The sequence below is a fragment of the Nostoc sp. DedQUE02 genome, assembly GCF_034531035.1.
Lineage (GTDB): Bacteria > Cyanobacteriota > Cyanobacteriia > Cyanobacteriales > Nostocaceae > Nostoc.
Window position 1 is genome coordinate 57,998 of the sequence record NZ_JAVRBY020000011.1, and the last position, 23,986, is coordinate 81,983.

A 23,986-nucleotide genomic window follows, 5' to 3' on the forward strand; every position below is an offset into this window, starting at 1 on the left:
TAACATCAAATTCACCCTTGTACTTGGTAGCACCGCCATACTTACTGAGTAGACGACAACTTTTAACTATACAGCATCAAGTCAAATCTATCTATAAACAAATCTGCTAGCTTTGTATTTCTTACAACAAATATTTCAGACTTGATTATTTATCCAATATTCTAGCCAACGATTACATACCCAATAAATTGGGTCTCTATATCTTTAGTTATTACTCAACTTTAAACATAATAGCTCAACTGGCTTTATGCCTCTCCCACAAGGAGAGAGGTTTTCTGCCAGAAGTTTTAAAAATTAAGCTACCCGATTTTGAATCTGGATAGCTAAATTTACCTCTGAGATCGAGCAATCAAGACTATTTGACGTTTTCTAGAGCGTCTTCAACTGATTTTTGCAGGGAGAGAAACTTCTCTAGGCGAACAAGCTTGACCGTTTGAGTTACGCGGGCATTCGTGACAATTTGCAAAGTGCCATCAGCAGTTTGAGCTTGCTTGGCTAGCTGCACCAGAGCGCCCAAGCCAGAGCTATCAACAAAGTCAATTTGTGAGAGATCCAAAATAATGTGCTTAGGGCCCTCGTCTATCTTGCTGCCAAGTGTCTTGCGAAATGTCGGCTCGGAAAAAGCATCTAACAAACCTGTGAGGCGGAATAGCTGACAGTTATCCCGGACTTCACGAGTGCCCCTCAGGCTAACGGTTAGATTTAGTGGCTCAGCAATAATTCCCTCCTCATGAGTTAAAGTGAACGCTCAAGTATAGATGGTTTTTGAGCAAGTTGTCTACAATCTGTTGAAATAGCGGATTGGGTACTGGGGATTGGAAAACTTTTCCTCAGTCATTAGTCCCCAATCTTGCATTTGCATTGCTATTTTTATTTAATCCTAGATGCGACAACTTGACTCTTGCTTTTTGCGCCAATTCAAAATTAAAAATGCATAGTTCAAAAAGAAATCTTTCATTTTGAATTTTTAATTTTTAATTTTGAATTCCCCGGAGGGTTTGACGTGCTGTTCGCATGGCTTGAACAAATTGCTCAAACAAGTAATCAGCATCGTGGGGGCCAGGACTGGCTTCTGGATGATACTGTACGGAGAACACTGGTAGAAATTTGTGACGTACCCCGGCAATAGTGCGATCGTTTAAGTTTAGATGGCTGATTTCTACAACTGCCGTAGGTAAAGAATCTGGGTCAATAGCAAAACTATGGTTTTGACTAGTAATTTCTACTCGTTGTTGTAAACCGGCAGGCTGATTCAAACCACGATGACCAAATTTGAGTTTATAGGTTTCTGCCCCTAGTGCATGACCTAAAATTTGGTGTCCCATACAAATACCAAAGATGGGTTTTTCACTTAATAGGAGAGCTTTGGCAGTCGCAATCCCTTCAGTGACAGCAGCAGGGTCGCCAGGCCCATTAGAAAGAAACACACCATCTGGATTGTATTTGAGAATTTCCTCTGGTGGTGTATCAGCAGGTACAACAATTACCCGACAACCATAACTGACTAAGCGACGTAGGATATTGCGTTTTACACCAAAGTCAAGGGCAACAACAGTAAAGGCTTCCCCAAGATTTTCCCCAGTTTCAGAGTTAAATTCCCAAGCTGGAATTGTGGGATCGGACCATTCATAAGCCGTTGAGGTGGTGACTTCACCAACCAGATTCAATCCTGCCATGTTGGGAGCTGCTAGTACCTGCTCTAGCAATTCCGCTTCATCGAGAATGGTTGTAGAAATACCACCGTTCATCGCTCCGAACATCCGAATTTTGCGGGTGAGGGCGCGGGTATCAATGCCGTATATCCCTGGTATTTGGTTTTGTTTGAGGTAGTCAGGTAAAGTTTGTGTCGATCGCCAGTTACTCGGACGGTGACAAATATTCCGGGCGATCGCACCCCGCACTTGGGGCCCATCTGATTCTTCATCTTCCAGATTGACGCCAGTATTCCCCAATTCAGGATAGGTAAAAATCACAATTTGACCGCGGTAACTAGGGTCAGTCAGAACTTCTTGATAGCCTGTCATACCAGTGTTGAACACCACTTCTCCGATCGCGGTTCCCGTCGCACCGAAAGACCAACCGCGATAAGTGGTTCCATCTGCTAGGACAAGTAAAGCTGGTATTGAGTCAGTCAGGGGCATAGGCGATAGATTAGGGATTGGGGAAGGTGGGGCCCCCTCTGGGGATAAGGGGTAATGGGGATTGGGAATTGGGGATTGGGTACTGGAGATTGGAAAATAGTATTTTTAATCTTATTCCCTAGTCCCCAGTCCCTAGCCCCCAGTCCCTAGTCCCCAATACTGCGATTGTTAATTATCCCATGAGTTGGGCAATTGGGAGTTTTAAAGATAGTTAATTAAAATTAAAAGGGAATTAAAGTAGCGGGAGTGGATTTGACAAAGCTTGGGCAGTTAAAATTAATTATGCTTCAGTCTTTTTTATCCCGTGCAATCCTAATTTTTGTCTCAAGCGCTCTAGCGGTTTTGTGCGTTGCCTGTAGTGAAGACAAACTGAACACCGCTACTGGTGGCGATGAGCAACCTACGCCAATTGGGGATCTAGCACCAGTCCAGCCTAGCGTTAAACCAGTAAGACCAGCAGCTACCCCAGAAGCGCAGCCGCTAGATCCGTTTGAAAGTGAACCAAGTCTTTTTGAGATGGGACGAGACAAAGCTGTTGGCGCTTGGAGTATCAGCCAATCGGCTCAATCTCCAGATGATTGGAAATTGGTGGCGAGTCAGTATCAGGATGCGATCGCGCTAATGCGAAAAGTGCGGCGACAAAGCCCAGAATTTGCGATTGCTCAAACCAAAATTACGGAATATCGCCGCCAGGTTAAATATGCCCAACAGCAAGCTAATCCTCGTCCTGTTACAGTTAGAGAACCTCAAAAAATAGTCGTTGTTGTTCCCCAAAGAGAAACTACACCAAAGTTCACTTTACCTCCACGAGAAACAAAACCGTTATCACCAGAGCCAGCTTTGCCTTCATCAGCAGTGGTGATTCCCGATGAAGCAGTATTTACAGCGCCGATAAAAAGACGAATTGGTGGTACGCCAATTGTGGAAGTTACCTTTAATGGCCAGCAACAATTTGAGATGATTGTGGATACGGGAGCAAGTGGCACTGTCATCACCCAAGAGATGGCTAATGCTTTGGGAATCGTCACAGTGGGAAAAGCCAAGGCAAATACCGCCAGTTCCAGAGCGGTAGAATTTCCTGTAGGCTATGTTAATTCGATGGCCCTTGGCGGGGTAGTAGTGAATAGAGTAGCAGTAGCGATCGCAGGTGCGGAACTAGAAACTGGACTTTTAGGACATGACTTTTTTGGTAACTACGATGTCACCATTAAGCGTAATGTGGTAGAGTTTCGTCCGCAATTGCGATCGCAAATCAATCCGCCAGAAACTCAACTAACTGCTCCAACTTCGTCCAAGCAGCCCCACTTTGTAGGATATCCTTAGCGATTTTAATACCCTCGGCGTAATCGAGAAGTGCGATCGTACCCGCTACTTGTAGCGCCAACGACGCATTCAACGCTACTGCATCTTGTTGCGCCTGAGTTCCCTTACCTTGGAGTACCGCCTTAAGAATCTCCGCATTCTCTTGGACATCTCCACCCCGAAGCATACCTATGGGAGCAGGCGTTAAATCCAAATCTAGGGGATTAATAGTAGTTAACTGCACTTCGCCGTTTGATAACACCGCTAAGTCAGTTTCATCTCCTAACCCAGCCTCATCAAGTTTTTCTCGCCCGTGTAGCACAATCGCCTTTTCCTTACCCAAATTCTGTAAAGCTTCGGCAACTGTTGCCAAAAGTTTGGGAGTAAATAAGCCTACCACTTGCCCAGTTGGACGCAATGGATTTACTAATGGCCCGAGCAAATTAAAAATTGTTCGCACTTTCAAAGTCCGCCGTAATGACGCAACCGCCTTCAGTGCTGGATGCCAACCAGGGGCAAACAAGAAGGTGATCCCGACTTCTTGTAGTGCGGCTTGTACTTTTTCACTAGAGGCACTTAAGTTTACACCCAAGGCTTCCAATACATCTGCACTTCCTGTGAGACTTGAAGCTGAACGATTGCCGTGTTTGGCGACAGGTACGCCAGATGCAGCAGCAACAAAAGCAACGGCTGTAGAAATATTAAAGGTTGATGACCCATCTCCACCAGTGCCACAGGTATCTATTACAGTGCTGAGTTCTAAGTGCTGAGTGCTGAGTGGGGAACATTGAGATTGTAATACTTCAGCCATGCCGGTCAACTCGTCGGCAGAAATGCCTCTAAAGTTCAGTGCTGTTAAAATTGCTCCCGATAATTCTGGGGGAACCGCTTCACTGAGCCAACCCTTCATCAATTCAGCAGATTGAGTGCGAGACAATGATTGTCCATCTATTAATTGTTGCAGCAGGATATACCAGCTAGCAGAAGATTCTTGAGCAGGGATTGGAGAAGTTGCCATAGCTAAGATTTGTATGTTGTAGCTATATTGAGAGCTATGGGAGTTATACTACCGGAAAATTGGAAGCGATCAAAGTTAGGTTTAAATCTCAAGGCTTAATTGCAAAGCTGGATTAGCAAGATTCTGAACTTGTGATTTTTTCTCCAAATCAAGTTTAACTTTGTAGTTAGTAATGAATAACTCTTTTCCTTTAGCTGCACCACTCTGCTTATAGTTATTCATCCCATACTGTAATTCCCACTCTGAAATATTAGCCCATTGAAAATTTTCTATAATTTGCGTTGAATTGTCGTAGGTAATTAGCCAGCGATGATGACATTGTTGCAAAAGTTCAGAAAATCTCTGATGTTCAAAAGAGGTGTGTAAGTCACCGTCTTTACCATATAGTTTTGATTTAGTAGCACTAAAATATGGCGGATCTAAAAATAAAAATACATCTTCTCCATCTGATTTTAATAAATGGCTGTAATCCAAATTAGTAATTTTGACATTTTCGGATAAAATATTTTCTAACTTTTCTAGCCGTTCTATTGAAGAATCAGTAAATCTTTTATAAAAAGCTTGTTCAGAAAAACCGCCTGATTCTACTGTTCCTGAAAAAGTAATTCTATTGAGTACGAAAAAGCGAACTGCTCTTTCTAAATCAGATAAATTATTGACATCTACACTAGTTAATTCTGTAAATAGTGATTTACCATCTGTATATTTGACTTTAATATGCCGAATTTCTTTCACTAACTGAGTTAGATCAGACTGGGCAAATTTCCAGAATAAGAAGAGTTCGCGGTTTAAATCGTTAATCCAAATCTTAATATGAGGAAACTTTTGTCTTAAATAAATAAATACAGAACCACCACCCACAAAAGGTTCTCGAAATTCCGAAAAGCTCTCTGGCAAATATTCAACTATTTGATTTATTGCTTTTGACTTCCCACCAGGATATCGGAGAGGACTTTTGAGCATAATTAGGAATCGTCACACTTGAGGTAATAACAAACGTTGAAAGCCCTCCTGCTCAAAATGGCGATCGGTAGTTCAGAGATTTTTAGTATTCTCAAAGAAAAATATTTTTTGTTCTTAAGTATATTAATTGTATTCTTAAATAATCAAAAAAAGAAGATTTAACCATCTATGAAATAGTCAGAATCTATATCTTTTATTTCATAAAATGATACTGTTGATACACCTACATTATTATCAATCATTAATTGCGCTAATTCTTGTCCATCTATTAACACAAGCTTTATATCTAGATCAGACACATAGTTTTTTGCGTCTTGAGTAAAATTAGAAGTTGTAATAAATACTCCTTTTTTTGCCCTTTGCCCATATAAAGCACCAACAAATTTTTGTATTTCTGGTCTGCCTATAACATTAGTATTCCATCTTTTAGCTTGAATATAAACAACATCTAATCCTAATTTATCCTCTTTAATTATACCATCAATACCACCATCACCACTTTTACCAATTGCTTTACCAGCATCACGTCTTGAACCTCCATACCCCATTTTGATAAGTAAATCAATGACCAGTCTTTCAAAAAACTCTGGGGAAATATTTTTAACACGGTTAATTAAATCTATTTCTAATTCTTGGCGAATTTTTTGATATCCTAACTCTATAGACTCTTGGGGAGTTTTTTGCGATATTTCATCCAATTCCTTGCCAATATTATCATCTGGCTTTTTGGAATTCTTGAAATTAATAAAATTAGGGAATTGATTAAGAAATTGAACATCTATCTCTTGTAGGGGTTGTCTAGCTACCTTTATACCTTGTTCTGTAATCTCAAAATATCCTCTTTTTGGATCGACTAATAAACCTGCTTTTTTTAAGTATGTTCTTGCCCATCCTACCCGATTATCAAATAATGGTTGTTGACCGCTAGGTAATAGTTCTTTTCGTTCGTCTTCACTTAAATTAAACTGGTCGGCTAAAACTTCAATAGCTTCTCTCATAGAGTGTTCTTGACCATCAAGTGCATATTTAAGCAAGGGAAGCATTATATTTTGATAATTAGGTATTGCCATTTTTATCTATCTAAAAGTTTACAAGAATGAGACTATAGCCATTTTTAACATCATTTTCAGAAAATTGGTGAAAAATAAGTTAAGCGATCGCAAACCTATAACACAAAACTACACACCCGTAATATTTGCCTATAAATTTTGTCCTGAGTTTATGTTGCAATTTTGTAAAAACCTGTTACATTACTTTACAGGCAGTGATAACTGTTAAAACATAAAAGCTCGGAGTATTATTTATGGCAGACGTTAAGAAGACTACGCCTTCGGTTTCAGAAGATCCTAATGCTTTGCGCTGGGGCTTCACTCCTCAGAGCGAAAATTGGAACGGTCGTTTTGCAATGATCGGTTTTATATCTGCTGTTGCGCTTGAAGTGTTTTCTGGTCAAGGGATTTTACACTTCTGGGGCATCCTTTAGATTTAAAGGTTTTTAGCTTCATTAGATTATGAGGCAAGGCGGGGATTAGTAAAATTGTCTACCTTGCCTCGTAATCTCAAGAATTAGAAAACTCGCCAGCAACTACCGTGATGAGCGAAATATTACACGCCCTGGAGATTCTTCTTGATTAATTCGCGCATACACTCGAAGAGAAGTTAAGACTTCGCCAGGAACACCACCACAGTCTAGTTGTAAGTCATCCTTGGATAAAGCACAGATATCTGCATAAAGTCCCGATAATTGGCGAATTCGGACTTCATTACCTGCATTAATAGCTTCATCAGCGACTTTCTTGAGGATGCGCCGTGATTCATGTTGTAGTTTTCCCCACCAAGAATAGCGTTCAGCCGGTGGTACGAATACTAGGGAATGTATCGCTTCGTCCATATCAATCCAAGCACGGAGAATTGATAGGGGATCGGTATTTTTCTCTGCTTTTTGAGTGCGTTGGAAGCGATCGCTTAAAGCATTAATATATTGATCGCGCTGTTCTGGTTTGGAGTGTAAGGAAACGACATCGAAGCTAAAAACGCTTTTTAAAGCATGATGTAAATCTGGATCTATTTCGATAAAATTCATATATAAAAATAGGAATGCTGCTGGTAAATCAGATACATTACCTTGGGTATTTTTATGATTTGAAAGTGCTTGTTGATATAAGCACAATCCCTGAGTTTCAATAGTACCACTAAGGCCGGGGTAGATAATTTCGTCGCGGATAAAGGGAAGCTGAAAAAGGTTAGAATTATCTGCGATCGCACCAACTTCTTGGGCTAAATCTAAGGTGCGCGATCGCCAAGTTACAGCTAAATCCTCTGGGACTCGCAGCAGTTTGCGTTGAATCTCATTCCACAAATCAGAGTCTGTTTGGCTTTGCAGTTGGGAATTACCCAGATAATAACTGAGTTCTGAGTCGGAATCGAAAGCTTCTCGAAGGTGGCTTAGTTTTAACTCATCTGGCGTATCTTCCCAACCAGTATTTTGCTGTGGCGGTGCAGGTTGTAACAGACTATGAAGTTCTTGCAGCACCTCATCACATATTTTAGATCCTGGATCTAGTGGAAATTCGACGCGAGCCTGATTTAAACTAGCCTCTAATCCATACAAACTAAACCGCAGTAATTGGGCTAACTCCGAGTTTTCTATCTCTAATAATTGACGCAAGTGCTGCATGAATCTCACCTCCAAAGCGAATAAAACTTGGCAAACCTCTGCGCCCCTTTGCGTTTACTCCGCGCCCCTTTGCGTTTAAAAATCTTAATTTTTTTTAACGCAGAGGAACGCAGAGGTTTAATGTATGCCGCAAAAGGGATCGCGTTCTTTATCAACTTCATTAGGTTGCAATTCTAATTCAGCACGATAAACACATCCTTCTTCTTTCAAGCATTCTTGATTTTGTGATGTCCAGTAAGGTACTTCACCAGCGTGCATCCTTAGAATACCTCGATCGTCGAGAGTTACACGATATTGGCAAGGGTAATCTGTAGTTATATCTGGTTTGCTAAGTGCGCCAATTCGTATCCATTTTTTGCTGTTGGTTTCGGCATCTGTTTGATAAACATAGAAGGTGTGCTGTCCAGTTTGTGGGAATGGAGGTAAGGGATTACTAATTAACCCAATTCCTGGTTGCGTCACCCCATCGCGCAAATAATGAAATTTGTGAAACGTTTTACTACCATCATTTCCGACTTCAAATACAAGATGATAGGCATCTGGTTGATCGACAGTTGCTGACTCAATCACGTTAACGGCAATATCACCATCATTTAAATTTTTATTGAAGCCTTCCACAGCGATATTCCAGTTCAATTTACCATCAGCAAATAGCGCTGAAGTTTCTGAAACTACCGATTCTAAATCAATACCAGAAATATCAATCAAATAATGGGGATTTCCTTGACAAAGCAATACGTTAAATTCGAGGGTTTGGTCAATCTCAAACTGGACTTTTATTTTTTTCAGAAATTCTACTTCTGGCATTTCCAGTTGATTCATCAGGTTTTTGCCGTCAAAGCTTCCCCATAGTCGTAAATCTCCCTCTTCGTAATCTTGACGGTAGATAATATTAGTTAATTGTATGCCTTGCCAATGAGTACGAACTTTGGCGACAGTTTCCCAAGGTGCGAGTTGATAGAGTTCTTGTCCAGCTTTGAATATAGTTAGTAAATCGTTGCTTTGGGTTTTGCGTTTGAAGTTGCAGGGTAAATAATAAAATAGGTTTTTAACATCAATTTCTAGCTGGTTGGCTCCCTTACGCAGCAAGCTTTTCGACTCTTCTGGATCGAATCTCAATCTTCGTAGCTTTTCGGCATAGCAAGCACCAGCGGAGGTGGCTAGCTTAGTAAATTCCAACACAAAGGTAATGCGTTCTGGATTCCAGACAAAATATGGAGATTTACTAAATTCTTGGTAGATTTGGCGCTGCACTATGTCTAAATTACAAGTTTTACCAGACAAAATTAACCAATCAACTTTTTGGGAATTCCAAGAATCTTTGGTGAGATCGTCGGGACGCAAACGACTTTCCATTAATCCTTTGGCAATTCCGATCGCTTCTTTAATTCCCGAAGCGGCGGCTCGTTCAAATTGTTGATTATCTAAGGTGACGCAGATGTTATTTGGATCTTTGACTTGCAATTTAATGGCGCTTTGGGTAAGCAATTCAGAAATTTGCTGCTCAGAAAGTGTAAAGGTTAATAGAGAATTCTCTGTTGGTGGCTTTTGCCCAAGTTTAAGTTTAGCTGCTTCTGCATAATCCCAAAGAATATAAAAAGATTGCAGACGTTGAGGTGCTTGTTGCCAACGAGTCGGCAATACTTTCTCGGCTGTATCTAGAGCATCTTTGTAAGCAATATCGCCTTCTGGATTCTCTTTATCTAGACATTTTAAAAGACTGCCAGTTTTGAATTTGCCTTGTTCTAAAAAACGCTCGTTTAACTCCGAGTTAATTAAATCTTCTAGCTTTTCGTTTTCAATATCGCCTATTGTGACTGCTGTCAATAAAAAGTCAGCGATCGCAACTTTTAATAATCTGAAAATTCGCAGTGTAATTAACTCACCGCCTAGCTGTAAATGACCGGATGATCCTAATAATTTGGGGGTAAGTTTATAGTAACGTCCTCCTAAACCCCGGTCTTCATAATCGGCAAAACTAGGAGTTTTATCTTCTAAAGTCAGTTCAATTAAAGCTAAGTCTGTGGTTCCCCCGCCGATATCCAAGACTAGAACATTTTGTGACCATTTGTTTCCTACTTGGCGACAACGGGTTTTGAATGACTCGATCCCAATGTTGAGATTACCGCCAAATTCTCGCCATAAAAAGAATATTGCTACAGAAACAGCTTCATCATAAGCAGTTTGCACATCATCGATCCCCAACTGCTCAACCAATTCCCTAACTTCCTTACGAACAACAGGTGGGGCGACTGTTGGGTAGGTGACAACTACTGTTAAAAAATCTCCTTCCGAAAATCTGCGTCGTGCGTGTTGGCGGTAGTCTTCAGTTAACTCGATTAAATGCGCCCAAGCAGATTGTATTAGTTGATTTGCGGTAATTGTTTCTTCTTCGCCATCTAAAATAACTGAAAACGATCGCTCCTGACCAAAATAGCGTTTGGGTGAATGGTGAAACCTGCTGATAATTTCCTTCAAAGAACCGCTTGTACCTTGAGCGATCGCTTTTTTTCGGTTATCTCTAGCTTCCCTTCCCATCCGCAGTTTTAAGTCTTCTAAGTGCGAAATTTCCGCCTCGCTGGGAATTTCCGTATCGCGGCGATCGATATCCAGCACAACTGGGATCAGATTTTGCGACTCTAGGGTGGGGACGCGGAACACCTCATGATAAATTTGGTAAAGTTTTTTGCTGACAGCACGGCGGAACCTCTCGCTGTTTCCTAAAGAAAGTTCAATTTGGCGAATTGCTTCCAAAAATCGCTCTTTATTCTCAGTTTCAAATACTTCACTCAATCGGCTGGGTTCTATCTCCAAATTTTTACTAATTTCTGTGATAAACTTCGCCCAATCATCAGTGCTGACATCCGGTAAAGCTACGGAGGCGGGAGAACTGAGCCATTGCGATAAGCGATCGCGCAACCGCATTTCTTGCTCTTTGGGTAAAATTTCTGCGATCGGTACTTCAATTGGATCGAAGAGTGTGACTGTCGAATTCGACGTACCAAAATCTAAAGCAAACCATCCCGGAAATCTTTTTTGTTGTTTCTCGCTTGGTTCGCGATCGCTATAGTTATTCAATTGAAAAGGGTTCATTATAGTATTCACTTTCTGTTGTTTATTTTATAGCTGGCTAAAAACTGTAATGTTCTATCATAAAATTACAAATTTAGAGAATCTTTGGTCTTGTACCATTGATTCTCTTTAGCACTGGCTTTTTTATTTGGCGCAATATCTACGTTGGGCTACGCTTTTATATAGAAAGGACGTAGGCGTAGCCCAAACTAGACATCGCTATGAAAATTGCAGCAGTTATTAAGTTGATGTTGAAGATTCTTGCTCAGCTGTAACTTTTACTTGTTCGACTTGTTCGATAGTTAAATTAAATAACTGGGCAACCTCTTCTATAGAAATACCATAAGCTAAACACCGAGGTATAAGTTCACGTTTTACTTCTTCTCGTCCTTGTTGTAGTCCTTGTTCTCGTATTTCTTCTAGTGCTTGTTTTAGTCCTTCTTGTCGTCCTTCTTCTTTAGCTTCTCGATAAACTCTGGTTTCTTGTAACTTAATTTCAAACATCGTCTCTACCTCTTCACTATTTACGTTTGCAAATTTATAACCAGTAATTGTTGTGATTATTCAGATGCAAGTCTTACTTGTTCTATAGTTAAATTAAGTAATTTGGCAACGTCTTCCATCGACATACCAAGAGCTAATAACTGAGGTACAAGTTCAAGTTTTAGTTCTTCTCGTCCTTCTTCTCGTCCTTCTTCTCGTCCCTCTTGTTTAGCTTCTTGATAAACCCTAGTTTCTTCTAACTTAACTCCTAACATAGCCTCTACCTCTTCACGACTTAAGTTTGCGAATTTATAAACTGCAATTGTTGTGATTACATCTATTATCTCCTTCTTAGCCAAGACAGTTATCTGCTCTTGTTGCACCCGCTCAATTAAACGTTTCGCTTCCCGAACCATTTGAGTCTCTGAGGCAATAGTCAACAGCATCAAACTGATACCTACTTTGTACTCATCAGGACTACCTAACTCATCTAAATAAATTCGTTGTACTTGAGAACTGTTCAGTAACGATCTGTGAATAGTGGTGTTTTCCGGTTCCAAGCTGCGAGACTGTAAAATAATTACCCCGTACCAGTCATCGTAAAGCGACGGATTGCGATACATATACAGCATGGATTCTGAGAAAAAGCGATGGTACAGTAACTCATCCTTTTGGAATTGTACTTCAGCAAAAAAGATCGTCTGAGATGCTGCATCCGGTGGAGGTAAAAATACCCCATCAATCCGAAATGTTGGTTCTTTAACTTCAACTGATTCAAAGCGATAGCTAGCAGCTTCAGGCGGTGGCTGTTCTACTAACTCGAAAAACAATTCTGGGACACGCTTGAAAATTGTATAAAAAATTGCATCACGTCTCACAAATATATCCTCATATCTTCACGCGATCGCGTCATCTCAAATCTAAATCATCTGAGTGAGAAACAGCCGCAATTTCGGAAATAATCTGCAACCAAGTAGGAATTTGGATCTCAGATGGCAATTCCCCAGCCGCCAAATATCTTAGCAAACTTTCTTTTTTGGAAAGGTTTTGCAGACTCGGAATAATCTGATCCAAAATACCTTCTAGTTCGGAATTAATTTGCTGATTAACTTCGCTAACATACTGCACAAGATGGAGGCTGGCGCTAGCTGTAATTTCATCTCGCAGTCGCAGTACTAAAAGTTGGTGATTGCTCGATCTGGGTAAGCCTTGGCTTTTCTCTGGTGCCCAATCAAAGATTTGACCGACGTTGTGTTTATCGTCTTGACGTGCTAAAGGAAAAATAATTTCAGGTGCAACAGTTTTATGTTTACTAGTAATTTCCGAGATAATTGCTTCTTTCCATTCGTTAGGGTCGCATCCTAGTAATAATTTGTAAAAGAGATCGGCATCTTCAAAACCAAATTTTTCTTCGATTTCTTGTTCCATTTCTGGATGGAAAAATGCCTGCAATTGTTCGCGTTCTGGGGCTATATGATTTGATAATTGGTTCAACAAATCTACCACGGCTTGCTGGATGCGATCGCGGGCAAAATCTTCTACTTCTTTAACGGTTTTCTCAAATACTGGATAAAAATCATCGCTCTTAGTTGGAAGGGAAGTATTTACGCGGTTTCCCCGATCGAATAATTTCCCGGCTGCACCTTTAGATTCTGCCAGAGCGATCGCTCCATTATTGGCTTTGTTGAAGAGTAAAGTCCACTGGTTCCAATTGAGGATTCTAAAAGTGAGTTCGTCTTTTACTACATCGCTGACAACAACACCGCGCCGATCTTTGAGTGGTTCTTTCCCGATATCTTTTTGAAAATTTCTGTAGGTTTTATCTAAGCTTTCGACCAGAAAACGCAATTCGATAAAAGCCGGACTATCGCCTGTGGGGATACCTTGCTCGTGAATTTCATCTATGATGTCTTTCAAGTGATCTTGTTGCTGACTCACTACATCAGCAGCTCTTTTAGTATCTTCATACAGTTGCTTCAGACCATGAGTAGCTACATGAGTTTGAATCAATTCCCGCAGCTTACTAAGTCCGCCATCTTGACTAAAGTAACCTAACTGTCTGCCCAAATAGCTACGGGTGTTAGATTCTATCAGATTTTTACTTAATAGCTCCCATTTCTCTTGTAGCCGTTTAGACCGATCTAAATAATCAGGATAGTCCAAGTTAGCTAAAAACTCTGGCGAACCAGCTTTGACTTTACTAGAACGTTTTGCCAATTCAGCTAATCCCAACAGTGGCGACAGTAAAACGATGCGGTCTTTTTGGGTTGTAAATGCTGCTGCACCGTCAATGGTAGTTTGCAGAACTTTGAGTTTTTGGAGAACCGTTTCCTCTTCTAAATGGCTATCTTCAATCAGATGGTCAAGTTCTCTTTCGCCACCCTCACTGTCTAAAGGTAGTTGATCGAAGCGACCCACACCGACGAGAATTAAATCTTTCAGGTCTTGTCCCGGTCGCTGCTGCTGCATCATGGTGAAGATTTTATTGGCGCGATCGCTTCCGGGAGATTTACCATTTAGCAATACCAAAATTGTCTGTACTTCTGCCAATTCCCGCAATGACAAAAAGGTATCTCTAGCCCCAGAATTAGCAGCCCCCAATCCTGGAAAATCGATGAGAATAAATTTAGCTGCGTCTGCAAAATCCCAAATTTCCCGTGATATTTTCACATCGATATCGACACGGCGGATCAGTGGGAAACTGTTTTGCAATAACTTTGTTGGTAGCCTCTGGGGTGGACTCGGTAATCTGATGTGCGCTGGGGGTAAATCCTCAAATTTCAGAGTTTGGATTGCCATTGGCTGCTCGACTAGCTGTAGCCCCTCGCGGGCAGTCACCGCATCAATTTGGTAGTGCCCACCACACATAACTTCCCCATAAGCCTGATAAGCCCGCAGGAATAATACCAACTCCCGAAGTAAATAACGTAGCTCTAAATTGTTACTGCTATTCCACGCTTCTTCACACCAGCTAATAATATCTGTCCCAGAGTTAAGTTTTGATACTGGTATCGGAGGAAGCCCTGCTGCTGTTGTTCGTTTATTGGCTTCCCCTAGCATGAAGCGTAGACACTCGTGTACACCTTCATGCGAAAGATACTCTACCGTAAAATTGCTTAATTGCGTCGTAGCAAAATCGTCTTGCGGAATAATATGTATGGCGGTAACATTACCTGTAGTGGGGTTTTCACTGACTGGTAAAGCATCTGCATATCCAATTAGACTGCCTAAAAGTAAGGTTTTTCCACTACTAAATTCCCCCATCACCCCAATTTTGACAGGCGAAGTTGCCAAGTCTACAGTTTTTTGGGCAGCCGATCGCAAACGAAGAAGACAGTCATCAAGACTAGCTGGAACCCAATCTTCTTGTTTAGAAGGGTACTGGGGCACAGAATCTATCTTTCGGAGGATGAATTCGCCGTACTCCTTAAAACGGCCCAGTTTATCTGCTTCCATAAAGTAGTTTCCGCCTAACATTAATTTCTGTGAGCTTTATAACATATAAAATGCGATTACCAGGCATTGTTACAACCAGTTGATATCACATTTAGCATTTCTCTCATTTAATTTGTGATTCTGCTATAGTAATTCTCAATCATTCATCAAAAAACACCATATTCGTGAAGCTTTCTAATGTCAAATATCTGAGTCAAATATTTGACATTGTACTGACAAAACAAATAAATACTTGACGATTGAAAAAGAATGACAAAAAAATAAAACTCTCGAATCAATTTTTTAGCTTGCAACCAGATATCTTCTATGGGATTTTACTGAGGAGCATTGGGAGCGAATCTACTATTAAAAAATCAGCAATATTTGCTATTTCTGTAAAACTTTTAATTTATATATAGCCATTTTTTCTCCCCAAATATTACCTCACCCTATTAGTTCAAAGAGGGTTAGGCATGAGAGTAAATCCTTTTTATTAGGGAAGAACTACATTTTTCAAGATAGACTATGACGTTGAAAAAAGTTCCAAATTGTTTCACTGGCGTTCAGCCCCAGTTTAGAATTGAATTTATTTAGGCTCTCGTCAGTTGAAGAACCACCAGGCCAGAAATGTCCACCATTTATTACTGCTAGCTGCCAGACTTCTGAGTTGCTATTACAACCTGTGTAGAGAGAGGTTTTCACTTTATCTTCAGAAAACTGGGGAGATTTCTTTGATGAGGTACATTTATCGTGCGATCGCCAAAATTCTACCATGTCTGAAATCGAAACCAGCGCTCCTCGTTGAGTGTGGTCATCACCTTCATAAAGTACATCGCGATCGTTTGTACCATTAATCATTAACATCGATATCGGAGTTTGAGGCTGGCAATTAGGTTTGAGTCTAACTGGGAGTGAACCAGCTACTGATGCAAAACCAGCAATTTTATCAGATAACTTACAAGCTAGTGCTTGAGTAAGTATTCCACCTCTAGAAAAACCGGTGGCATAAATCTTATGACTATCAATATTGATTTGCTTCTGAAGATGCTCAATCAAAGTATTAACAAATAAAACATCATCTACTCTTCCTTGAGCATTGCCTCTAAGGCTCCATCTTTGGTCAATTCCATCTGGATAAACAACAATAAATCCTTTTTGCTCTGCTAATTCATTAAAGCGAGTCACATTACTTATAGACCGACCATTACTATCATCTCCATGAAACACTAAAACTAACGGCATCGGACGGTCTGGATGATAAGATTTTGGAGTATAAAAATAGTAGGTACGTAACTTCCCTTGGTCATGTAGCTCTCCATAATTATCACCACTCACGATTTTTTCTTTAGTTAGATTTTTGTCTTCAGCCTGGATAGAATCGCAGGCTGTCATTAAAGTAATTGCAAGTATAGATATAATAAAATTTTTAATAAATTGAGAATTATAATATATATTCATGTTAATTAAAATAATTTAATTCACTTCAAAAGTCTTATTTTCAGGATTTTTACTTATATAGAGACTAACAACTCTACTTGAGTTGTTAGTCTCTATTAAAGATATTAAACTCTTACATTTACATAACGAGCAGGAACTCGAACCTTAACCCACCTGTTACCGCGTCGTACTGTTTCCCAATGTGCAGGAATTAGTCTCCGTTGAAATCGGGCAACAACAGGTCGACGTACAACAGAAGCTCTATGGACGTTTGGTCTAACAATTATTTCTGCTGCCGATGCCTGTGACGGTAAGGAGGAAATTGCAAATGGTAAAGCAAGTAATGCACCTAATAGAATACGTTTCATATTCAAATCTCCATTCATTAATTTGCTTGAGTTTTCTACAGCATTCCTCAATGTTTTGTAAACAAATATTTTTTCCTAATATTTAATTGAATAGGAAGTTTTATTTGTTACACCATTTAATTGATTGGCTGTATTGTTCTCAGTTTAAAATAATAAATAAGAAGACACAGTGTAATAAAGTCATTATTTAAGCATGACTTTAGTCATATTTTGAACATTGAAAAAAAGAGGTGTTCGTAAACACTTCTTTTGGCTAGTCTTTTTTGTTACTTAGTTCATTCTAATTACTGAATTTTTAATGCGATAATACCAATCAATACGGCAAGACCTAGAGCTCTGCGAAAATAATTAACCCCTTGAAATAATTCCAGCCATGCCCAAGTAAAGAAGGAGCCAGTTGCCACTACGTCTAATACTGTATTGATTTTCCCACTTGTAATAATTAGAGATAGTAAACTAGCTACTACCCCAACAATAAGTGGTAGATTTGGCTTTTGAGCTAAAACAATATTGCCATTGCTGTCACGGAAGGTTTTATCAACTAATGTATTTTCCATAATTTGAAATTGCCACTTCGCTACAAATTCTTAACTGACAAAAATTATCGGGTAGTGTATTGAGAACAAACTAAGATAAAATTGCCAATTATTTAATAACATTAAAACATTCAGACAAATCTCGAACAAGCATCTAATTGCTGAGATGAGACCGGTAAAACATATTCATATATGCCTATATTGAAAGGCATAATTACAGTAAATCCGCCAAGATATCTGTCGGAAGCCGGAATGCGATTTGGCGCGATTTTTCTATAACTTTAATCCTAGCCAGCAGATCCATCAACACCGCTCTCAGCCCCAACCGATGACGGGTTTGCATTTGATGCATCTCCACTTTGAGATACTTTTTCTGGGCCACACTGTACTGCGGTTACTCCTGTACCTTGAGTCAGCCCGTGTTTAGTTGTGGTGTCGTAAGCAGTATTATCAGTATTTGCTTGGGCGTAAGTATCGTTAAAAATTTTGTCAGATGCTGAGGTTGTTGTGCCAAGAAGCTTTTTGTGTAAATCTTTAAAAGCCTTCTCATCAATACTAATGTGCCCATTCTCGTGCGTATCGAGAGCGCTATAAAACCTTGCCCATTCTTTTTTAACGGGTTCGCATTGTTGATCGAGTTCAGTCCAAACAGGCATTGCCTTAGTTTCTGTTACTAGGACATCTGCCTCGTAAACAATTTCATCGGATTGATCTTCTGCTTGGTAAGTTTTAACATTTTTTTCGGGGGCACAAGTAACACTACCCGCTTCGCCTTTTCCTTGTGATGTTAAATTTGTAATTGCTTCGGTGATATTTTTCCCAGAAGCGGTAATTGTGGTATTTTTTTTATCAATTTTGGTTGTACCTTTTTTGGGCGGCATACCACTACCTGCCTGTTCAATAGGTGCTGGTGCTGTGGATGCATCGCTTTGTTTCTGGACTTTGCCTGTCTGCTGTACCACATGGGTTAACTCATGGGCTGTTAACTCATTATTACCAGGTGATTTCCCTGCCCCAAAGTAAATATCACTACCATGAGTAAAAGCCTGCGCTCCCAACGACCGACTCATCTGCGTAGCATTGGAGTCAGTATGTACTCGCACAGAGTCAAAGCTACTACCAAAGCGTGGTTCCATAAAATCTCGCACTTCGGCAGATAATGGACTTCCCCCACCCTTACTACTATTTAAATGACTTTCAATCTTGTCTTGGGTTTGAACGTTTTGACCGCTAGTGCGTTGTAGCGACAACTTGGTTTGTACTTCCTCTTCTTGCTCACAAGCTGCACATTTTCGCTGCACTATATTTTGTGAATCTATTCCACCAGTTGACTGTTCATATTGGTTTCCTGGCTGGCTGGTAAGTTGCGGCTGTGGACGACGCAAAGATATACGACTCATGTCGTGAACAAGAGGCTTTTCTTGGATAGTTTCTGGTTCTAATGATTGTTCATCAGCTAGCTCAGTGGTTATTTCGAGTGGAATATTATTTGTTGGTAAGCCAAAACTGCGTGTTGGATTAGCCAATGTAGGAATATTGGATAAGACAAGCGATGGATTCGGAAAATTTGAGCTATCTGCGTTGTGTTGCTTCGATATGCCTGGAGGCAAAGTGGTTTGTCTTTGGACATGGCTCATCTTTCAATTCCTACATTTTCTAAATTAATTTAGCAAACCTCTTATCTTTGCATTCCGGTATCTTCTATTAAGGGCGTTGCTGATTGCGGTATGAAAAATAATTTTGCGTTATTTCAAAATCCTTGTAGAGACGTTGCAATGCAACGTCTCTACATCCAAATTCATACCTCGATTCAACAACACCCTATTAAGAGTTTAACTATTTTCTTGACATACTTATATATAGACTTTAGTCTACCTTGATGCGAAATTTAGCCCAATAATCGCTGCCAAGTAAGTTCCTTTGTGGTTTCATCCCAATGCCAGCGTAATAAATTAGCAGGTTGACTCTTGGCAATTCCAGGTAAACCAATTGCTTGTCTAGGTGCATGGGTAGCTAGTAAAATAGCAGTCTCTACGTCACAAATCCCCCACTTCACCAAATTCTGCACTCCCATTAATAAGGGTAAAGTCGTCCCCGATAAAGTGCCATCTGCTAGTCGTGCTGTACCGTTTTTAACTTCAATTTGCCGACTATCCCAAGGATACACGCCATCGGCTAGCCCCAGAGGTGAAAGGGCATCGCTAACCAGGAATAGCCCTTTTTCTTGATAACTAGCGCGAAGTAAAATTTGTAGCATTGTGGGCGAAACGTGTTCACCATCAGCAATAAAACCACACATAACATCAGGATGGGTAATTGCTGCCCCTAATAATCCTGGTTCGCGGTGATGTAATGGTGGCATGGCATTGAAAGCATGAGTTACCATCGTTGCACCGAGTTCAAAAGCAAGTTGCGCTTGGGCTGATGCTGCCTGAGAATGTCCTAAACTAACGGTAATCCCCAAAGAACGCAAATATGGAATTACTTCGCCAGTGGGATCTAACTCCGGTGCTAAGGTGATGACTTTTACGATCGCTCCATAATCACCCAAAACCGGCTTGATTTCGTCAATTGTTAAGGGTAACAAGTACTCTGCTGGGTGTGCGCCACGCTTTTGGTAATTTAAAAATGGCCCTTCTAGATGTACTCCCAGAATCTTGGAACCTGTTTGTTGACTGGAGATCAAATCAGCAATCACAGCAAGCGATCGCTGAATCTTTTCTACTGAAGTTGTCACAAGTGTCGGTAAAAATCCATCTACCCCAACATCCCACAAAAATTGCCTTATTTTCTGGAGTAGATGAGCATTTTCAGCCGTCAAATCAGGAAATGCCAAACCCAACGCACCATTGATTTGCAAATCAACGCCACCTAGAGAAATCCAGTCACCTCTTACATTTAGTAGAGATACACATCCGTCTATCCTTACCGTACCCATTGGCAAAATTTGCTCAATTATGCCCTCTGAATTAACCAAGATCATCTGCAAATCTTTGTAACCAGGCACTCTAGCATTGATAATATCTACAGGATTTTGTGTTGCTTGGGTCATCACACTTGCGAGAAAATAGGTAAATCTGATTTTAGACGGAACCAATAAATATTAATAAATCAATTCAAACAACGCCAATAGATGAGATGATAATTGGCATTACCTAGCTCAAATAATTTTTAATTTTTAATACTTCGGCTATGCTCAGTACAAGTTTTTAATTTTTAATTATTATGGCTCCCCTAGTTGGTATTATCATGGGCAGCGATTCTGATTTGCCCATTATGAAAGATGCGATCGCAGTTTGTGAAGAATTTGACGTTGAGAGTGAAGTGGCGATCGTTTCGGCTCACCGGACTCCAGAACGGATGGTGCAATATGCTCAACTTGCACATCAACGCGGTATTAAGGTAATTATTGCTGGTGCAGGTGGTGCTGCCCATTTACCTGGAATGGTAGCGTCTTTAACTCCACTTCCGGTGATTGGTGTTCCTGTACCTACTCGTAACTTACAAGGTGTAGATTCTCTGTATTCTATTTTACAGATGCCTGCTGGTATTCCTGTGGCAACAGTAGCGATCGGTAATGCCAAAAATGCCGGACTTTTAGCAGTCCAAATCCTCGCAACTCAGCAACCAGAATTGCTAGAAAAAGTGCAACAATATCGCCAAACTTTATGTGAATCAGTAATCGCAAAGCAAGCAAAACTAGAAAAATTAGGCTATGAACAATATTTACAGCAGATGTTTTAATAAAAATTAACACCAAAACAGCAGAGGAAGAGAGAGAAAGTCTTTTCCCCATGCCCCATTCCCCATGAAAAATGACTAACCAAACTATTCGTGTTGTTGCCCGTATTATTGCTTTGCCTAACAAAGTAGAAGAAGTAAAAACTGTATTGTTGGAACTCATTGAGCCAACTCGACAGGAAACAGGTGTGATCAAGTATGAACTTTTGCAAAACCAATACGACCCAACAGACTTTACTTTTGTAGAGGAGTGGACTTCTCATGAAGCTCTGAATAGTCATCTAGATTCACCCCACCTCCAAGCGGGAGCAGCCAAACTCGAAGGTTTAGTGACTGTTGCACCAGATATCCGCCGTTACCATCTTTTGGTATAATTCCGGGTTGCAAACTTGCAGCAGACTCTTGATTGTTGGGGAGCATTTAGAATATCTCAGCCTTAAATTCTAAGATTGAAGCGATCGCTCCAGAATCAAGGCAGCATTCTGAAGTATCTTGATGCTGAGGCCTTAGTCAAAAATTGAGAGCTGCAAGATTCATGTGTCAATTGCTTGGAATGAATTGCAATGTTCCAACAGATATTTGCTTTTCTTTTGAAGGGTTTTCTGCACGGGGAGGAAAAACGGATGATCATAGGGATGGTTGGGGCATTGCTTTCTTTGAAGGAAAGGGATGTCGAATGTTTTTAGATGCCCAACCTTCTGTTGCTTCTCCGGTAGCGGAGTTTGTGCGGAGTTATCCCATCCACTCAACCCATGTCATAGCCCATATCCGCAAAGCTACCCAGGGTGAAGTTGCCCTACACAACTGTCATCCTTTCCGCAGAGAATTGTGGGGTCAGTATTGGGTATTTGCCCACAATGGTAATTTACCAAATTTCGATCCAGAAAATTTGGGTTTTTATCAAGCTGTAGGTGATACCGATAGTGAAAAAGCATTCTGTATGATGCTAGAAACATTGCGATCGCGCTTTCCTGAGGGTAAGCCTGACATAAAGAAACTGTACCCTGTGCTGCAAGAAATTACTGCTGTAATTGCAAGTTTAGGTATATTTAATTACTTATTATCAGATGGAGAACACTTTTTTGCTTATTGCTCAACTAATCTCAGCTACATTGTTCGCCAAGCGCCCTTTGCCGCGGCCCATTTAATTGACCAAGATATGACAGTAGATTTTCGGGAGGTGACTACTGAACGCGATCGCGTCGCTGTCATTGCTACCACTCCCCTCACAGACAACGAAGTTTGGACACAAATTAAACCGGGAGAGTTACTAGTTTTTCAGGACGGATTACCTCTGAAAAATGCGTTCAGTTAATAATAAGTATTGGCTCGATTTTTCCCATTTAGATAATTTCTAGATGGGTTTTGTTTTCATGGGATTCATATTGAGTAATTCACAGTTATTTTCTGGTAAATAGACTCACTATTTTAGTACACAGCAATACTCAGGCTAGCGACAATATATGATTATTTCTAAGTGAGGCGGGATTGTATTTAAGTATTTACTTAGTAAAATATTTTTCAAAAAACACTAAAACCTCTACTGATGTGACAGATTTTTAGGGTAAACTAATGCCATCGTGTGAGGAGCGAAAGATGGTAAATCGCAGCTTGGGGCGAGTATTCTCATTTAGTTTTATCAGCGTCGGTTTGTATCTGGGTATTAGTATAGGAGTCATTATCCGCCTTGGGCAATCACAGCGATTAAACGCTGCTACTAAATCTACCGAGTTTGTGCAATTTCCATTAGCTATTCCTGTTACGCCATCAACAACAGAACAGCAAACTTTTCCAAATACTATTACCATTAAAGCCGTTGGAGATATTATTCCCGGCACTAACTTCCCTAACTATAGATTACCCCGCTTTCGAGAGCAATTATTACCAAAATCGGTGAGAACTCAATTACAAGGATCTGATATCTTGTTTGGGAATTTTGAAAGTAGTCTAACTAATTATCCTTATACTGCCAAAGATATTAGTCGAGGACAAGTCTTTGCCTTTCGCTGTCCACCTGGATATGCCAAGCTTTTTGCTGAAGCTGGTTTTAATGTGTTCAATATGGCGAATAACCATGCAATGGACTTTGGCCCGGTAGGGTTTAAAGATACAAAGAAAAATCTAGAGGCTGTAGGCATTGCAACATTAGGTCATAAAAATCAAATTCTTTATTTAGAAGCTAACAATATTTCCGTGGCAATGGTTGGGTTTTCTCCTTATGAAATGTATAATTCCATCCATCATTTAAAAGCAGCCCAAGGACTTATAGTAGAAGCCAAAAATAAAGCCAACATTGTAGTAGTATCGATGCACGCTGGAGCCGAAGGAACGGGGGCATTACACGTTAAGAATCAGACAGAGTTTTTTTATGGAGAAAACCGAGGTAATTCAATCAAGTTTGCTAGAAACATGATTGATGCAGGAGCAGATTTAGTATTAGGACATGGGCCTCATGTTCCAAGAGCAATGGAAATTTATAAGGGAAAAATTATTGCCTATTCTTTAGGAAACTTTTTAGGATATCGGACTTTATCTACAAATGCCCAAACAGGTGACTCAATGATTTTAGAAGTCAAACTCAACTCAGAGGGAGGTTTGGTATCAAGTAAAATTATTCCCGTTCGCATGGATCGCCAGGGAATTCCTTATATTGATCAGAGTTTTCAAACTGTAAAACTTATGCGTTATTTGAATAATCAAGCTTTTCCCAAGAATCCGGTGAAGATTAATAAGAAAGGGGAAGTTGTTGTACAGAATAAACTTAATCATTCCTAAAATAATTTGTAATTATTTACAGCGTGGTTGTGGACTTA

At 40.2% G+C, this 23,986-nt stretch carries 21 protein-coding genes and 1 pseudogene; 6 read left to right on the forward strand and 16 right to left on the reverse strand.

What is annotated here, in order from left to right; genetic code table 11:
* Positions 1-355: 355 nt before the first annotated feature.
* Together RMX98_RS12200 and carA are read right to left on the reverse strand one after the other, a co-directional pair.
* Positions 356-721 (reverse strand): STAS domain-containing protein, encoded by a 366-nt coding sequence (locus RMX98_RS12200; RefSeq protein ID WP_084227153.1) that lies wholly within the window; start codon positions 719-721, stop codon positions 356-358.
* A gap of 253 nt (positions 722-974) precedes the next feature.
* Complete coding sequence (gene carA / locus RMX98_RS12205; protein WP_322677626.1) at positions 975-2,141, reverse strand: glutamine-hydrolyzing carbamoyl-phosphate synthase small subunit; 1,167 nt, start codon at positions 2,139-2,141, stop codon at positions 975-977.
* Positions 2,142-2,423: 282 nt separating this feature from the next.
* On the opposite strand from carA, the gene RMX98_RS12210 reads away from it, so the two are divergent.
* Positions 2,424-3,464 (forward strand): retropepsin-like aspartic protease, encoded by a 1,041-nt coding sequence (locus RMX98_RS12210; RefSeq protein ID WP_322677625.1) that lies wholly within the window; start codon positions 2,424-2,426, stop codon positions 3,462-3,464.
* Here the strand turns inward: RMX98_RS12210 and trpD are convergent.
* The 3 genes from trpD to RMX98_RS12225 all read right to left on the reverse strand — a co-directional run bounded on the left by trpD (position 3,394) and on the right by RMX98_RS12225 (position 6,494).
* A complete protein-coding gene (trpD, locus tag RMX98_RS12215) occupies positions 3,394-4,461 on the reverse strand; it encodes an anthranilate phosphoribosyltransferase (RefSeq protein WP_322677624.1) in 1,068 nt (355 codons plus the stop codon). The two genes, RMX98_RS12210 and trpD, sit on opposite strands and share 71 nt — an antisense overlap.
* Before the next feature lie 81 nt (positions 4,462-4,542).
* Complete coding sequence (locus RMX98_RS12220; RefSeq protein WP_322677623.1) at positions 4,543-5,424, reverse strand: DNA adenine methylase; 882 nt, start codon at positions 5,422-5,424, stop codon at positions 4,543-4,545.
* Positions 5,425-5,582: 158 nt separating this feature from the next.
* Complete coding sequence (locus tag RMX98_RS12225) at positions 5,583-6,494, reverse strand: restriction endonuclease (protein ID WP_322677622.1); 912 nt, start codon at positions 6,492-6,494, stop codon at positions 5,583-5,585.
* Positions 6,495-6,727: 233 nt separating this feature from the next.
* Here RMX98_RS12225 and RMX98_RS12230 point away from each other — a divergent pair, with 233 nt between their 5' ends.
* Positions 6,728-6,907 (forward strand): high light inducible protein, encoded by a 180-nt coding sequence (locus RMX98_RS12230; RefSeq protein ID WP_190893926.1) that lies wholly within the window; start codon positions 6,728-6,730, stop codon positions 6,905-6,907.
* Between the two features lie 102 nt (positions 6,908-7,009).
* Here RMX98_RS12230 and RMX98_RS12235 read toward each other — a convergent pair whose 3' ends face one another.
* From RMX98_RS12235 to nagA, 11 genes and pseudogenes are all read right to left on the reverse strand, one after another.
* Positions 7,010-8,101, reverse strand: a complete 1,092-nt coding sequence (locus tag RMX98_RS12235) for a hypothetical protein (protein WP_322677621.1) — start codon at positions 8,099-8,101, stop codon at positions 7,010-7,012.
* Positions 8,102-8,218: 117 nt separating this feature from the next.
* Entirely contained in the window at positions 8,219-11,194 is a 2,976-nt protein-coding gene (locus RMX98_RS12240) for a molecular chaperone (protein ID WP_322677620.1), read from the reverse strand.
* A gap of 219 nt (positions 11,195-11,413) precedes the next feature.
* A complete protein-coding gene (locus RMX98_RS12245; RefSeq protein WP_322677619.1) occupies positions 11,414-11,677 on the reverse strand; it encodes a hypothetical protein in 264 nt (87 codons plus the stop codon).
* 56 nt (positions 11,678-11,733) lie between these two features.
* Entirely contained in the window at positions 11,734-12,534 is an 801-nt protein-coding gene (locus RMX98_RS12250; RefSeq protein WP_322677618.1) for an Rpn family recombination-promoting nuclease/putative transposase, read from the reverse strand.
* A gap of 31 nt (positions 12,535-12,565) precedes the next feature.
* Complete coding sequence (locus RMX98_RS12255) at positions 12,566-15,112, reverse strand: proteasome protein (protein WP_322677617.1); 2,547 nt, start codon at positions 15,110-15,112, stop codon at positions 12,566-12,568.
* A 180-nt stretch (positions 15,113-15,292) separates the two neighbouring features.
* A pseudogene (locus RMX98_RS12260) lies at positions 15,293-15,453 on the reverse strand (IS630 family transposase); the annotation flags it as partial.
* A gap of 151 nt (positions 15,454-15,604) precedes the next feature.
* Positions 15,605-16,483, reverse strand: coding sequence for an alpha/beta hydrolase family esterase (locus RMX98_RS12265; protein WP_322677616.1), 879 nt, complete (start codon positions 16,481-16,483; stop codon positions 15,605-15,607).
* A gap of 170 nt (positions 16,484-16,653) precedes the next feature.
* Entirely contained in the window at positions 16,654-16,896 is a 243-nt protein-coding gene (locus tag RMX98_RS12270) for a hypothetical protein (protein WP_322677615.1), read from the reverse strand.
* Positions 16,897-17,180: 284 nt separating this feature from the next.
* On the reverse strand, positions 17,181-17,453 hold the full coding sequence (locus tag RMX98_RS12275; RefSeq protein WP_322677614.1) for a hypothetical protein: 273 nt from the start codon (positions 17,451-17,453) through the stop codon (positions 17,181-17,183).
* A gap of 266 nt (positions 17,454-17,719) precedes the next feature.
* On the reverse strand, positions 17,720-19,069 hold the full coding sequence (locus RMX98_RS12280; protein WP_322677613.1) for a DUF4157 domain-containing protein: 1,350 nt from the start codon (positions 19,067-19,069) through the stop codon (positions 17,720-17,722).
* A 251-nt stretch (positions 19,070-19,320) separates the two neighbouring features.
* Positions 19,321-20,484 carry an N-acetylglucosamine-6-phosphate deacetylase gene (gene nagA, locus RMX98_RS12285; protein ID WP_322677612.1) on the reverse strand — a complete coding sequence of 388 codons (1,164 nt, stop codon included), beginning with the start codon at positions 20,482-20,484 and terminating at the stop codon, positions 19,321-19,323.
* A 173-nt stretch (positions 20,485-20,657) separates the two neighbouring features.
* On the opposite strand from nagA, the gene purE reads away from it, so the two are divergent.
* The 4 genes from purE (at position 20,658) to RMX98_RS12305 (ending at position 23,948) form a co-directional block, all read left to right on the forward strand.
* Complete coding sequence (gene purE, locus RMX98_RS12290; RefSeq protein WP_322677611.1) at positions 20,658-21,176, forward strand: 5-(carboxyamino)imidazole ribonucleotide mutase; 519 nt, start codon at positions 20,658-20,660, stop codon at positions 21,174-21,176.
* A 71-nt stretch (positions 21,177-21,247) separates the two neighbouring features.
* A complete protein-coding gene (locus RMX98_RS12295; protein ID WP_322677610.1) occupies positions 21,248-21,547 on the forward strand; it encodes a putative quinol monooxygenase in 300 nt (99 codons plus the stop codon).
* Between the two features lie 161 nt (positions 21,548-21,708).
* On the forward strand, positions 21,709-22,488 hold the full coding sequence (locus tag RMX98_RS12300; RefSeq protein WP_322677609.1) for a class II glutamine amidotransferase: 780 nt from the start codon (positions 21,709-21,711) through the stop codon (positions 22,486-22,488).
* A gap of 281 nt (positions 22,489-22,769) precedes the next feature.
* Positions 22,770-23,948: a CapA family protein gene (locus RMX98_RS12305; RefSeq protein WP_322677608.1), complete on the forward strand. Its 1,179-nt coding sequence runs from the start codon at positions 22,770-22,772 to the stop codon at positions 23,946-23,948.
* Positions 23,949-23,986: the final 38 nt, after the last annotated feature.

What these genes read in the sequence shown, in the direction of transcription:
- carA (WP_322677626.1), bottom strand. Translation starts at nt 2,141, where the DNA reads ATGCCCCTGACTGACTCAATACCAGCTTTACTTGTCCTAGCAGATGGA.
- RMX98_RS12210 (WP_322677625.1), top strand. Translation starts at nt 2,424, where the DNA reads ATGCTTCAGTCTTTTTTATCCCGTGCAATCCTAATTTTTGTCTCAAGC.
- trpD (WP_322677624.1), bottom strand. Translation starts at nt 4,461, where the DNA reads ATGGCAACTTCTCCAATCCCTGCTCAAGAATCTTCTGCTAGCTGGTAT.
- RMX98_RS12220 (WP_322677623.1), bottom strand. Translation starts at nt 5,424, where the DNA reads ATGCTCAAAAGTCCTCTCCGATATCCTGGTGGGAAGTCAAAAGCAATA.
- RMX98_RS12225 (WP_322677622.1), bottom strand. Translation starts at nt 6,494, where the DNA reads ATGGCAATACCTAATTATCAAAATATAATGCTTCCCTTGCTTAAATAT.
- RMX98_RS12230 (WP_190893926.1), top strand. Translation starts at nt 6,728, where the DNA reads ATGGCAGACGTTAAGAAGACTACGCCTTCGGTTTCAGAAGATCCTAAT.
- RMX98_RS12235 (WP_322677621.1), bottom strand. Translation starts at nt 8,101, where the DNA reads ATGCAGCACTTGCGTCAATTATTAGAGATAGAAAACTCGGAGTTAGCC.
- RMX98_RS12240 (WP_322677620.1), bottom strand. Translation starts at nt 11,194, where the DNA reads ATGAACCCTTTTCAATTGAATAACTATAGCGATCGCGAACCAAGCGAG.
- RMX98_RS12245 (WP_322677619.1), bottom strand. Translation starts at nt 11,677, where the DNA reads ATGTTTGAAATTAAGTTACAAGAAACCAGAGTTTATCGAGAAGCTAAA.
- RMX98_RS12255 (WP_322677617.1), bottom strand. Translation starts at nt 15,112, where the DNA reads ATGGAAGCAGATAAACTGGGCCGTTTTAAGGAGTACGGCGAATTCATC.
- RMX98_RS12265 (WP_322677616.1), bottom strand. Translation starts at nt 16,483, where the DNA reads ATGACAGCCTGCGATTCTATCCAGGCTGAAGACAAAAATCTAACTAAA.
- RMX98_RS12270 (WP_322677615.1), bottom strand. Translation starts at nt 16,896, where the DNA reads ATGAAACGTATTCTATTAGGTGCATTACTTGCTTTACCATTTGCAATT.
- RMX98_RS12275 (WP_322677614.1), bottom strand. Translation starts at nt 17,453, where the DNA reads ATGGAAAATACATTAGTTGATAAAACCTTCCGTGACAGCAATGGCAAT.
- RMX98_RS12280 (WP_322677613.1), bottom strand. Translation starts at nt 19,069, where the DNA reads ATGAGCCATGTCCAAAGACAAACCACTTTGCCTCCAGGCATATCGAAG.
- nagA (WP_322677612.1), bottom strand. Translation starts at nt 20,484, where the DNA reads ATGACCCAAGCAACACAAAATCCTGTAGATATTATCAATGCTAGAGTG.
- purE (WP_322677611.1), top strand. Translation starts at nt 20,658, where the DNA reads ATGGCTCCCCTAGTTGGTATTATCATGGGCAGCGATTCTGATTTGCCC.
- RMX98_RS12295 (WP_322677610.1), top strand. Translation starts at nt 21,248, where the DNA reads ATGACTAACCAAACTATTCGTGTTGTTGCCCGTATTATTGCTTTGCCT.
- RMX98_RS12300 (WP_322677609.1), top strand. Translation starts at nt 21,709, where the DNA reads ATGTGTCAATTGCTTGGAATGAATTGCAATGTTCCAACAGATATTTGC.
- RMX98_RS12305 (WP_322677608.1), top strand. Translation starts at nt 22,770, where the DNA reads ATGGTAAATCGCAGCTTGGGGCGAGTATTCTCATTTAGTTTTATCAGC.